This window comes from Pseudomonas sp. PvP028 (assembly GCF_017832255.1).
Classification (GTDB): Bacteria; Pseudomonadota; Gammaproteobacteria; order Pseudomonadales; family Pseudomonadaceae; genus Aquipseudomonas; species Aquipseudomonas syringae.
The window spans coordinates 1,028,812-1,041,439 of record NZ_JAFIBL010000001.1 but is presented as its reverse complement, the minus strand read 5'-3'; the positions used below and the strand labels follow the sequence as shown (position 1 = coordinate 1,041,439).

General features: G+C 58.5%; 10 protein-coding genes. 9 read left to right on the top strand and 1 reads right to left on the bottom strand.

Going from position 1 to position 12,628, the window contains the following annotated elements:
- Window positions 1-172 precede the first annotated feature (172 nt).
- The 9 genes from JOE34_RS04605 (at window position 173) to JOE34_RS04565 (ending at window position 11,884) form a co-directional block, all read left to right on the top strand.
- Window positions 173-1,039, top strand: coding sequence for an ABC transporter permease (locus JOE34_RS04605; protein WP_010413585.1), 867 nt, complete (start codon window positions 173-175; stop codon window positions 1,037-1,039).
- Window positions 1,040-1,077: 38 nt separating this feature from the next.
- Window positions 1,078-2,097 (top strand): ABC transporter substrate-binding protein, encoded by a 1,020-nt coding sequence (locus JOE34_RS04600; RefSeq protein ID WP_003341510.1) that lies wholly within the window; start codon window positions 1,078-1,080, stop codon window positions 2,095-2,097.
- Window positions 2,098-2,590: 493 nt separating this feature from the next.
- Entirely contained in the window at window positions 2,591-2,806 is a 216-nt protein-coding gene (locus JOE34_RS04595) for a hypothetical protein (protein WP_003392450.1), read from the top strand.
- Window positions 2,807-2,916: 110 nt separating this feature from the next.
- Window positions 2,917-3,864, top strand: coding sequence for an RHS repeat-associated core domain-containing protein (locus JOE34_RS04590; RefSeq protein WP_010414132.1), 948 nt, complete (start codon window positions 2,917-2,919; stop codon window positions 3,862-3,864).
- A gap of 70 nt (window positions 3,865-3,934) precedes the next feature.
- Window positions 3,935-5,053, top strand: a complete 1,119-nt coding sequence (locus JOE34_RS04585; protein ID WP_154292392.1) for an RHS repeat-associated core domain-containing protein — start codon at window positions 3,935-3,937, stop codon at window positions 5,051-5,053.
- A 244-nt stretch (window positions 5,054-5,297) separates the two neighbouring features.
- A complete protein-coding gene (locus tag JOE34_RS04580) occupies window positions 5,298-6,368 on the top strand; it encodes an RHS repeat-associated core domain-containing protein (RefSeq protein ID WP_010414138.1) in 1,071 nt (356 codons plus the stop codon).
- 217 nt (window positions 6,369-6,585) lie between these two features.
- Window positions 6,586-7,704, top strand: coding sequence for an efflux RND transporter periplasmic adaptor subunit (locus JOE34_RS04575; protein ID WP_010414141.1), 1,119 nt, complete (start codon window positions 6,586-6,588; stop codon window positions 7,702-7,704).
- Window positions 7,701-8,786 (top strand): efflux RND transporter periplasmic adaptor subunit, encoded by a 1,086-nt coding sequence (locus tag JOE34_RS04570; protein ID WP_010414145.1) that lies wholly within the window; start codon window positions 7,701-7,703, stop codon window positions 8,784-8,786. The genes JOE34_RS04575 and JOE34_RS04570 overlap by 4 nt, the downstream gene beginning before the upstream one ends.
- On the top strand, window positions 8,783-11,884 hold the full coding sequence (locus JOE34_RS04565) for an efflux RND transporter permease subunit (RefSeq protein WP_032662985.1): 3,102 nt from the start codon (window positions 8,783-8,785) through the stop codon (window positions 11,882-11,884). Before JOE34_RS04570 ends, JOE34_RS04565 begins: the two co-directional genes overlap by 4 nt.
- 69 nt (window positions 11,885-11,953) lie before the next feature.
- Here the strand turns inward: JOE34_RS04565 and JOE34_RS04560 are convergent, their stop codons facing one another.
- Complete coding sequence (locus JOE34_RS04560; protein WP_003392437.1) at window positions 11,954-12,577, bottom strand: class I SAM-dependent methyltransferase; 624 nt, start codon at window positions 12,575-12,577, stop codon at window positions 11,954-11,956.
- Window positions 12,578-12,628 lie beyond the last annotated feature (51 nt).

Sequence of the window (12,628 nt, the reverse complement as noted above, 5' to 3'; positions counted from 1 at the left end):
CGAAGACGGTAGTTCAGACAATGCATCTTTTGAGAATGTAACGGCCCATTCGCGAACAAACTCGCTCCACGCCCTGCGAGCAGAATCAAAGGCTAAATAATGAATGCTGTGCGTATTAACGCTTCCCAGAGCGTTCTGTATACGCTTTTTACGACTACCGAGAACCCGAATCATGAGCCTCGCACCTCCCGCTCGCGAAGAATATGAAATCACGCTGGAGCCTTTCACTCAGGAAGACCTGGCCCGCGATCTGCCCCTGGCACAGCGCATCTGGCAACTGGGCTGGGTGCGCAAATGCGTCATCATGATCGCCCTGGCGGTGATCTGGGAACTGGCCGCACGTCTGCAGAACAACGACCTGCTGTTGCCGAGCTTTCTGCAAACGGCGGCCGCCTTTTATGACGGGCTGATTTCCGGTGAGTTGCCGGGCAAGGTCTGGATCTCCCTGACCGTGCTGATTCAGGGCTACCTGATCGGCATCGTGCTGGCGTTCGCCCTGACCACCCTGGCAGTGTCCACCCAACTGGGCCGCGACCTGCTCAGCACGCTGACTGCGATGTTCAATCCGTTACCGGCCATTGCCCTGCTGCCGCTGGCGCTGCTGTGGTTCGGGCTGGGTCAGAACAGCCTGATCTTCGTGCTGGTGCATTCGGTGCTGTGGGCACTGGCGCTCAATACTTACGCGGGCTTTCTGGGTGTCTCGGAAACCCAGCGCATGGCAGGGCGCAACTATGGTCTCAAAGGCCTGCGCTTTGTCTGGCACATCCTGATTCCTGCTGCCCTGCCATCGATTCTCGCCGGTCTGAAAATCGGCTGGGCCTTTGCCTGGCGCACGCTGATTGCTGCCGAACTGGTGTTTGGCGCGTCCTCCGGCAAGGGCGGTCTGGGCTGGTACATCTTCCAGAACCGTAACGAGTTGTATACCGACAAGGTTTTTGCGGGTCTGGCGGCGGTGATCCTCATCGGCCTGCTGGTCGAGAACCTGCTGTTCGCCAACATCGAACGCCTGACCGTCAAGCGCTGGGGCATGCAGCGTTGAAACGCCGTCTTTTTTTGAATAATCAGGGTGAGAACCACATGAATACTGCATTTCAACGCCCGGCACTGACTGTGTTGGCGGCGACGCTCGGCTTGTTTGGCGCGCTGCTCAGCGGCGGCGCTCAGGCGGAAGGCAAGATCAGCATCGCTCAGCAATTCGGCATCGGCTACCTGATCCTCGACGTGGTGCGCGATCAGAAACTGATCGAGAAACACGGCAAGGAGCAGGGCCTGGACATTGAGGTCGACTGGAACAGTATTTCAGGTGCCACGGCGATGAACGAAGCGCTGCTGGCCGGCGCACTGGACGTGGTGTCGGCAGGCGTGCCGCCGATGCTGACCGTCTGGGACCGCACCAAGGGCAAACAGAACGTCAAGGCGATTGCCTCGCTGGGTTCGATGCCCAATTACCTGCTGACCAACAACCCCAACGTCAAGACCCTCAAGGACTTCACCGACAAGGACCGTATCGCCGTACCGGCTGCGGGCGTGGGCTTCCAGTCGCGCACATTGCAGATCGAAACCGCCAAGCTGTTCGGTAACGACAACTACAAGAAATTCGACAACATCTCGGTCAGCCTCGCGCACCCGGATGCGACTTCCGCGCTGATTGCCGGTGGTTCGGAAATCAACTCGCACTTCTCCAGCCCGCCGTTCCAGTATCAGGAACTGGAGAACCCCAACGTCCATAAGGTGCTCAGTTCCTATGACGTGCTGGGCGGCCAGGCGACGTTCAACGTGCTCTACACCACCGAGAAATTCCACGACAAAAACCCCAAGACCTACAAGGCGTTCTACGACGCGCTGGCTGAAGCCGAGAAGATCATCAAGGCCGACAAGCCCGCTGCCGCGCAGACCTACATCCGCGTCGAGCAATCGAAGCTGCCGTTGCCACTGGTAGAGAAAATCGTCGCCGACCCGGAAATCGACTTCACCGTCACGCCGCAGCGCACCTTCATCTACGCCGAGAAACTGCATGAGCTGGGTGTGTTGAAAAACAAGGCGGCGAGCTGGAAGGATTTCTTCTTCGAAGAAGCACACGGCACCGAGGGCAGCTGATCGGCGCGGTTTCCGGATGACGCGGAGCGTCGCGAACGGCATTCCCACGCAGAGCGTCAGGAACGATAGGCGATCTGAGGAATATCATCGTACCCATGCTCCGCGTGGGTATGCATTTCTGGACGCTCTGCGTCCTCTTCTGAAAGATTCAGGTTACTTCCGCTCACGAAAAACCTGTCCTGCAGGACCTTTCCTTCAGTCTTTTCGCTTTCCTGCGTATGACCTTTCCTAGAAAATCCCGGGCCCTTGTGCCTGCCAACTCTGCACACTAGGCTGCGTCGGTCGCTGATTTTTTCAGCGATCGGGTTTAGCAGCCTGTTTGTGGATAACAAGTGGCGCAAGTGCCGTTTATGGCGGCTTTGCGTGGGGCACCTTTGGGTGCGCCGGTTGCTTGCGCTTGTTCCACACCGGTCTGCTAACCCGCGTCAAAGTCGCCACCCTTGTTTGTTTAGCAGCAGGCATCTGGTGGTCTTGTCAGCTAAAGGAATAAGCGATGATCAACTCAACCCCATCCCCGCCGCTCCCCAACTCTCTGGAAGACTCTCTGATGCAGGTCAGCGACATACTGCGCTGTGCCTCGGCCACCGCGTATGAAACCGGTGACAACCTTGACGGCCTGAAACGTGATCTGGCGTTCTCGGTGGTGCATCTGATCAATATGGCCAAGGCCGAGCTGGAGCGCTCGCTGGAATGCGTTCAGAACCCCTGACAATAATGATGAAACCTAGCAGTTCTACGAGTAGCCGCTGCGGTCCCTGCGGTGCATTGTTTGCTTGAAGAGGCCTGCCTCGCTGATCAAGACCACTCCGGTTACTCGCCATGCGCCAGCCAACCCCTCTGTGCCGTTACCGCTACGACGCGCTTGACCGGCTCGCGGCTCGCACGCCTGCGATAGGAACCATTGCCCGTTCGTTCTATCAGTCCGACACGCTGGTCAGCGAGGTTCAGGGGGCGGAACACCTTCGTTTCCTGCATCGCGACCGTCAGTTGCTGGCCATGCAGTCAGCGCTCGCCACGTTGTTGATCGGCTCGGACCAACAGCACAGCGTGCTCCACACCGTATCGGCCGGCTTGCCTGGCCCTATTGCCTACACCCCCTACGGGCATCGGCAAGCATTGAACCAGTTGCCAGGCTTCAACGGTGAGCGACCCGATCCGTTGACCGGTCATTATCTGCTGGGCAATGGTTATCGCGCCTACAATCCGGCACTGATGCGTTTCAACAGTCCGGACAGTATGAGTCCGTTTGGCAAGGGTGGTATGAATGCGTATGCGTACTGCGCGGGGGACCCGGTTAATCGGTCTGATCCGACCGGGCATGAGGTGGATGTTGGTCAGGTACTTTCATTTGTCTGGATAGGGCTCGGCTTGTTCGGTGCTTTCGTGGGTGTAAAGACGGCTGTTCCTGCGATAAAGGCTATCGCCAAGGGCGGTGAACCCTTATCAACGAAACTGATAGCGGCTTCAGCAGTCGGCCAGCTTGCAGCCAGCAGCGTGTTTACAGTAAGCCGGGTAATCAATGCGGTCGATCCTGACGCTCCTGCTGCGAATATTTTGCTCGCGACGGCAATAGGCATGTTGACTCCAGTGCTCGCCATTCGGATAGTCAGCCCACGCATCAGGCGTTGGGAGGGTACAGGGACAAATATAGAGCTGGTTACGCAAAGGCGTTCAAGCAGTGAAGTTGCTACTGCCGCTAGGGACATTCGAAGAACAGCCGTCGGGGGTGATCAGCTAAGCGATGCTGATACAGCTATGACGTATTGATATGTTTATCTGTACATGATTTCTCCAGCCTGACTCACCTGAGTGCTTACTCCATCATCAAGGATCGATCATGGCTATTCTCTGCAAGTACACCTACGACCCGCTGGACCGCGTGTCCACATTGACCCCGCTGGCTCAGGCCGTTTCCAACCGGTTCTATAACGGCGAGCAACTGATGACCGAGCTGCAGTGCGGCAGGCAACGAACCTGTATCCGTGCAGGCGGCCAGTTGCTTGCGCAACAGAGTCGCGAGGGCGATGAGGTCGTGACAACAATGATTGCCGGCGACCGCAGCAATAGCGTTCTGCACGTGAGCGAAGACGGGAGACCGGTTGATATCGCCTATACGCCGTTCGGGCATCATCAAGCCGGGCAGACTATTGCAGATCTGCCCGGTTTCAACGGCGAGCAGCCTGATCCAGTCACTGGCCACTACCTGCTCGGCAACGGCTATCGCGCCTACAATCCTGTGCTGATGCGTTTTAACAGCCCGGACAGTATGAGTCCGTTTGGCAGGGGCGGGTTGAATGCATACGCGTATTGCGTGGGCGATCCGGTCAATCGGGTTGATCCGACGGGGCATCTTTCATGGGTGAAGGCGGGTATTGGGCTGCTTGCACTCTCGATATTCGGGACAGGTCTGGCATCTCTTGCAACCATTAACACCGCACCTGAAGCCAGCAAGATTCTAGGAGGCATCGCTATCGGCGCTGTCGGTGTGACGGGGATTGCATTGGGCTTCAGATACAATTACAGGGCGGCACTTAAGGGCGTTGGAAACAACATGCCTGGGCGTCCTGGCCCGTCATCGGTCGTTTACAAGGCTGCACCGAAAGCTGGCGCCGGGTTCGGCGACCTGCCTGAAGAGGTGATGACGAAAATAATGAATGATCTGAGTGGCAGAGATATCAGGAACCTCGCCCATACATCCCGTGGCACGAGAAGTGCTGTAGAGCGAGTATCTCGCCCTACTCTTAATAGGGTTATCCAAGAAGCTGGATCGCGTGAAGCGGTACATCAAAAGATTTTGGCAATCGCAAGAGGTCAGGAGCCTGGCATATCTCCAGGCTCTTTAAAGTATTTAGGTCTAAGCGGTGAACAGGTTAGTGCTGAAATTTTTCGTGACAATATTCGCAGCATTAAAGATCGTCCACCAATGTTTGGAGGTCTTACTGAAACCTCATTGTAGAGGCGCGCAATTACCTTAACTAACCAATAGCTACAGGGAACGCCGTGAAAGAGTCCGGTATGTCGAGCCTGGATGATCCAGGTGAATGTGATGCCGGGATAACCAGTGCCGTGATGTAAGGTGCCTGTCAGTTCGATACTGTCCGGACTCTTGCTTTCGGATGCCTTACTGGCAGTTCTGTCAGTAGATTATCGGTCCGGCTCGGGGCACGCTTAGGCCTGACCTTCTTGATCAGGGAACGATAATGGCTATTCTCTGCAAGTACACCTACGACCCGCTGGACCGCGTATCCACAGTGACGCCATTGGCTCAGGCCTTCTCCAGTCGTTTCTGCAACGGCGAGCAACTGATGACCGAATTGCACGGCGACAGGCAACGAACCTGTATCCGTGCAGGCGCACAATGGCTGGCGCAACAGAGTCGGGAGGGGGATGAGGTCGTGACAACGATGATCGCCAGCGACCTGCACAACAGCGTGCTGCATGCGAGCAAAGACGGGCACCAGGCGGACATTGCCTATACGCCGTTCGGGCATCATCAAGCCGGGCAGACGATTGCAGAACTGCCTGGTTTCAATGGCGAACAGCCTGACCCGCTGACCGGCCATTACCTGCTCGGTAACGGTTATCGCGCCTACAACCCGGTGCTGATGCGCTTCAACAGCCCGGACAGTATGAGTCCGTTTGGTAAGGGTGGGTTGAATGTATATGCGTATTGCCTTGGCGATCCGGTTAATCGCACAGACAGTACAGGACATGAATCTTGGGATTTTTATGCAAGTTTGGCCATGGCTGTGGTGGGTGTTGCATTAGGCACTTATGCTTTTCCTAAAGTTCTTAGCGCAAAAGCACTTGCGGTGACTACCCTTGCCGGATTTGGTGCTTCTTCCGCGGCTACAGTATCTGGGCTTATGGACGATTCCGATGTAGGGGGTCGCTCGGCACTGGGTTGGGTGGCTGTTGGTCTGGGCGCCTTGTCATTGGCCTCTGGTGCAATGTCCGCAAAATCTGCATTTGCTCGTGGCCGTGTCGGGGCCCGGGTTCGCGGCCCGACAATCAGCTCCGCGAGATTATCCAGATCACAAGCCGGTTCTGTTCAGAACGAGACTACATTCACACGATTGCCAAGGCCGAACCTATTAGAACGAAACGTCGCAGAAGCACAGTCATCTGTTAGCCCTGTAAGGGGCTATCCTAAATACCAGAATTTAAGAAAGCCCGACTTCAAACGTTACTTGTCTGAAGTCGACAGGATGCCACCGATACCTGAAGAGCGCTCGCGTTCAATCCGTGCGGGGCATGAATCGGTGGTTTGATAAATACACTACTTTCACGTTCGGCAGAGATGATCAAGACAGTGTCTTTGCCGGAGTTTGAACTGACCACCTTCAAAAGAAAGGTGCTGCGCGCCTCTCCCGCGCAACCGCTTTCTGCCCCGTTTCAATGAACCCTCCCTCTCGCATACAGTCGCATACTCGCGCTATTCTCTCGCCCTGATCACGCCCGCACTCGGCAGTTGCACAAGGAGTCTGCATGCCCGTTCGTATTTCAAGACTGGTTACGTTCGGTCTGGCCGCTGCCTTGGCGGCGCTGGCGGGCTGTGGCGAGGAAAAACCGGCGGCGCCCGAACTGCCCAGGGTTTACGTGCAGACGGTAAAAAGTGCCGACTTCGCCGCCAGTGTCGCCCTCACCGGTGATGTTCAGGCGCGGGTGCAGACCCGTCTTTCATTCCGGGTCAATGGCAAGATCATTCAGCGTAATGTCGATGTGGGCAATCGGGTCACTGCCCGCCAGGTGCTGGCGCGGCTCGATCCCAAGGATCTGCAGATCAATGTCGACTCGGCCGCTGCTGCTGTGGCCGCCGAGCAGGCCCGCGTGAATCAGGCCAGCGCTGCTTTCGTCCGACAACAAAAGTTGTTGCCCAAGGGTTATACCAGCCGCAGCGAATATGACTCTGCACAAGCGGCGTTGCGCGGCAGCGAAAGTTCGTTGAAGGCGGCGCAGGCGCAATTGGCCAATGCCCGTGAACAACTGGGTTATACCGCTCTGGTCGCTGACGCACCGGGTGTGATCACCGCGCGTCAGGCTGAGGTCGGGCAAGTGGTGCAGGCCACCATGCCGATTTTCGATCTGGCGCGCGACGGTGATCGCGATGCGGTGTTCAATGTCTACGAGTCGCTGTTCGTCAAGCCGCCGACCAATCAGGCTGTGCAGGTCACGTTACTCGATAACCCTAATATCAAGGTCAGCGGCAAAGTGCGCGAAGTGACCCCGGCGGTGTCGGCGCAAACCGGCACCTTGCAGATCAAGATCGCTCTGGACCCGCTGCCTGAAGGCATGGACCTGGGTTCGGTGGTCAGTGTGGCGCTGAGCGCACCGGCCAACGCCAGTGTCGAGTTGCCATGGGCGGCGCTGACCAAGGACCTCGGCGAACAGTTGGGCAAGCCCGCCGTGTGGGTGGTGGACGAGCAGGGCAAGGTCAATTTGCGCAAGGTCACCGTCACCCGTTACCTGACCGCCAAAGTCATCATTGGCGACGGACTCAAGAGTGGAGAGAAAGTCGTGGTGGCAGGCGGACAGTTGTTACACCCGGACATGCAGGTCGAAATTGCCGAACAGCCCAAGCAACCGAACGCACAGGTGCAGCCATGAAGCGTATGTCGTGCCTGCCGCTGGGCGGCCTGCTGTTGAGCGGTTTTCTATTGAGCGGCTGTGGCAAGGATGAAACACCTCCCGAGCCGGTGCGCCCCGTCGTCTTCGTCGAAGCAAAGCCTGAGTCGAATCAGGATTTCGGGCGTTTCGCCGGCAACATCCAGGCGCGTTATCAAAGTGTGCTGGGCTTTCGTGTCGCGGGGCGCATTGCCCGACGCGACGTTGACGTAGGCGCTGAGGTCAAGAAAGGCGATTTGCTCGCAACCCTCGATCCGACCGATCAGCAGAACGCCGTGCGTGCCCGGCAGGGCGACCTGGCCAATGTTCAGGCGCAATACATCAACGCCCAGGCCAATGCTCGCCGTCAGCAGGAGCTGTTCGATCGCGGCGTCGGCGCCCAGGCGCAACTGGACATCGCCCTGACCGACCTGAAGACTGCCAGCTCGTCGCAGGAACAGGCCAAAGCCGCGGCTCAACAGGCCCGCGACCAATTGAGTTACAGCGAGCTGCGCAGTGATCACGATGCGGTGGTCACCGAATGGAAGGTCGAAGCCGGGCAGGTGGTGACAGCCGGTCAGGAAGTCGTGACCCTGGCGCGGCCGGACATCAAGGAAGCGGTGATCGACCTGCCCGACACACTGGCCGACCAGTTACCGTCCGACGTGGTCTTCACCGTCGCCAGTCAGCTGACTCCGGAAGTGAACACCACCGCCACCATTCGCGAAATCGAACCCCAGGCCGACCGCACGACACGTACGCGCCGTGCGCGTCTGTCGCTGGCGCAAACGCCAGCGGCGTTCCGCCTGGGCACGGCGATCAGCGTGACGCTCAGCTCGACCATCACGCCGCGCATGCGTCTGCCGATCAATGCCCTGCAGGAAGTCGATGGCAAACGCCAGGTCTGGATCGTCGACTCGCAGAGCCAGACGGTGAACCCCAGAACGGTGACGATTGCCAGCCGTGACAGCGACTCCTTCGTGCTGACCGATGGCGTCAAAGCGGGTGAAAAAGTGGTGAGCGCGGGCGTCAACAGCCTCAAGCCGGGCCAGAAAGTCAAAGTCGATGAGGAAAGCCCGCGATGAAAGGGAATTTCAATTTATCCGAGTGGGCCATCAAGCATCAGTCGTTCGTCTGGTACCTGATGTTCGTCGCGCTGTTGATGGGCGTGTTTTCCTACATGAAGCTGGGGCGCGAGGAAGACCCGTCCTTCACCATCAAGACCATGATTATCCAGACCCGCTGGCCGGGCGCGACGGTGGACGAGACCCTCGAGCAGGTCACCGACCGCATCGAGAAGAAGCTCGAAGAGCTGGACTCGCTGGACTACGTGAAGAGCTATACCCGACCGGGTGAGTCCACGGTTTTCGTGTACTTGCGTGATACGACCAATGCCAAGGCGATACCGGAAATCTGGTATCAGGTGCGCAAGAAAGTCGATGACATCCGTGGCCAGTTTCCGCAGGGGCTGCAAGGCCCGTCGTTCAACGACGAGTTCGGTGATGTGTACGGCTCGATCTATGCGTTTACCGCAGACGGTTTCTCGATGCGTCAGTTACGTGACTACGTCGAGAAGGTCCGCGCCGACATCCGTGACGTGCCCGGCCTTGGCAAAGTCGAGATGATCGGTCAGCAGGACGAAGTGGTGTACCTGAACTTCTCGACACGCAAACTCGCGGCACTGGGCATTGACCAGAGCCAGGTGGTGCAAAGCCTGCAATCGCAGAACGCGGTGACGCCTGCCGGGGTGATCGAAGCCGGGCCGGAGCGGATTTCGGTGCGTACCTCCGGCCAGTTTGCTTCCGAGAAGGATCTGGCTGCCGTCAATCTGCGCATCAATGATCGCTTTTACCGTCTGAGCGACATTGCCGACATCTCTCGTGGTTACACCGATCCGCCCAAGCCGCTGTTCCGCTTCGATGGCAAACCGGCGATCGGCCTGGCCATCGCGATGCAGAAGGGTGGCAATATCCAGTCGTTCGGCAAGGCGCTGCATGAGCGTATGGACGCTACAACGGCGGAGCTGCCAGTCGGCATTGGCGTGCACAAGGTATCGGATCAGGCCGAGGTGGTGAACAAGGCCGTGGGCGGCTTCACCAGCGCGTTGTTCGAGGCGGTGATTATCGTGCTGTTGGTCAGCTTCGTCAGCCTCGGGTTTCGCGCAGGGTTGGTGGTTGCGTGTTCGATTCCGCTGGTACTGGCGATGGTGTTCGTGTTCATGGAATACAGCGGCATCACCATGCAACGGATTTCCCTCGGCGCGCTGATCATCGCCCTCGGCCTGCTGGTGGATGACGCCATGATTACCGTGGAAATGATGGTCACACGGCTGGAAATGGGGGAGTCCAAGGAGCAGGCCGCGACGTACGCCTACACCTCGACAGCGTTCCCGATGCTCACCGGTACGCTGGTGACCGTGGCCGGCTTTGTGCCGATCGGTCTGAACAACAGCTCGGCGGGGGAATACACGTTCACGCTGTTTGCTGTCATCGCCGTGGCGATGCTGGTGTCGTGGGTGGTTGCCGTTCTGTTTGCGCCGGTGATCGGCGTGCACATTCTGAGCGCCAACATCAAGCCCAAATCCGAAGAGCCGGGTCGCATAGGCCGGGCATTCAACGGCAGCATGCTCTGGGCCATGCGTCATCGCTGGCTGGCGATTGCCATCACGGTTGGATTGTTCGCCGCGTCGCTGTTCTCCATGCAGTTCGTGCAGAACCAGTTCTTCCCGTCTTCGGACCGCCCGGAAATTCTGGTCGACCTGAACCTGCCGCAAAGCGCCTCGATCAACGAAACGCGCAAGGTGGTTGATCGTTTTGAAGCGAGCCTCAAGGACGACCCGGACATCGAGCGCTGGAGCACCTACATTGGCCAAGGCGCGTTGCGTTTCTACCTGCCACTCGATCAGCAACTGGAAAATCCGTTCTACGCCCAGTTGGTCATTGTCAGCAAAGGCCTGGAAGAACGTGGTGCATTGACTGCCCGTCTGCAAAAACGCCTGCGTGATGATTTCGTCGGCATCGGGTCGTATGTGCAGGCGCTGGAAATGGGCCCGCCGGTGGGTCGTCCGTTGCAGTATCGCGTCAGCGGCGAGAACATCGACAAGGTGCGTCAGCACGCCATCGAGCTGGCCACGCTGCTCGACCACAACCCGCATGTGGGCGAAGTGATCTATGACTGGAACGAGCCGGGCAAGGTCCTGCGCATCGACATCAATCAGGACAAGGCCCGGCAGTTGGGGCTGTCGTCGGAAGACGTCGCCAAGCTGATGAACAGCGTGGTCAGCGGTTCTACCGTGACTCAGGTGCGCGATGATATCTATCTGATCAATGTGGTCGGGCGTGCCGAAGATGCCGAGCGCGGCACACCGGAAACCCTGCAGAACCTGCAAATCGTGACACCGACCGGTACGTCGATTCCGCTGCTGGCGTTTGCCACGGTCGGCTACGAGCTGGAGCAGCCATTGGTCTGGCGCCGCGATCGCAAGCCGACCATCACCGTGAAAGGCGCCGTCCGCGACGCGATTCAGCCAACTGATCTGGTCAAACAGCTGCAACCGGAAATCGACAAGTTTGCCGCAGGCCTGCCGGTCGGCTACAAGGTGGCAACCGGCGGTACGGTCGAAGAAAGCAGCAAGGCACAGGGGCCGATTGCCAGCGTTGCGCCGCTGATGTTGTTTCTCATGGCGACGTTCCTGATGATTCAGTTGCACAGCATTCAGAAGATGTTCCTGGTAGCCAGTGTGGCGCCTCTGGGGCTTATCGGCGTGGTGCTGGCGCTGATCCCGACGGGGACGCCACTGGGGTTCGTGGCGATTCTCGGGGTGCTGGCGCTGATCGGCATCATCATCCGTAACTCGGTGATTCTGGTGACCCAGATCGATGCCTATGAAAAAAGCGGTTATTTGCCGTGGGACGCCGTGGTCGAAGCCACCGAGCATCGCCGTCGTCCGATCCTGTTGACGGCTGCAGCGGCCAGCCTGGGCATGATCCCGATTGCTCGCGAAGTATTCTGGGGGCCGATGGCCTACGCCATGATCGGCGGCATCATCATCGCCACGCTGCTGACCTTGCTGTTCCTGCCCGCGTTGTACGTGGCCTGGTATCGCATCAAGGAACCGACCGACGAACAGCGTCGCGAAGCAGAAGAAAAGAACGAAGATGAAAACGCGCAGCCTGCGCATTGATGATCGTTCCAACGCTCCGCTTTTGATGATCGTCCCCACGCTCTGCGTGGGGATGCAGTTCTCGACGCTCTAGCGCCGCCAGACACTCGCCAACCACGGCTGCTGCTCTCTCGGCAATCCGGCGGGGCGGTAGTAATGTTCCAGTTCGACAAAGCCTGCTTCGGTCAGCAATTCGCGCCATGATTCCAGGTCGTGATAAGCGCCGTAACGTTCGCCGTTCCAGCCTTCCTGATTCTCACCGCGCGGGTTGGAGCTGAACAGTACACCGCCCGGTTTGAGCGTGGCATGCAGCTGACGCAGGACGCGTGGCAGTTCCTGTTTGGGGATGTGGAACAACACTGCGTTGGCGAAGAGGCCATCGAAGCGGCCGTGCGGCAGGTCGAGTTCGAGGAAGTTCTGCTGCAGCACTTCGCAACCGGTCTCGGCACGGGCCATCTCGGCGAAACGTTCGGAGCCGTCGAGTCCGACCGCCACATGGCCCATCGCGGTAAACGCTTTCAGGTCGCGGCCCGGCCCGCAGCCAAAGTCGAGAATCTGCCAGGGTGCCGGCCCTTCGATATGCCGCAGCAGGGCGTCGATATTCTGGCTGACGTCGTGGTCGCGGGTGCCTTCGCGGAAGTCGTCGGCCACGCTGTTGTAATTGCCGAGGGTCGCGGCGGTGATCTGCGCAAGGGTCTGTGGGTCGAGTTTCATCAAGGGCGGTCCGGTAAAGGAAGACCGCCAATATACCCTCGCTGCGTTGCG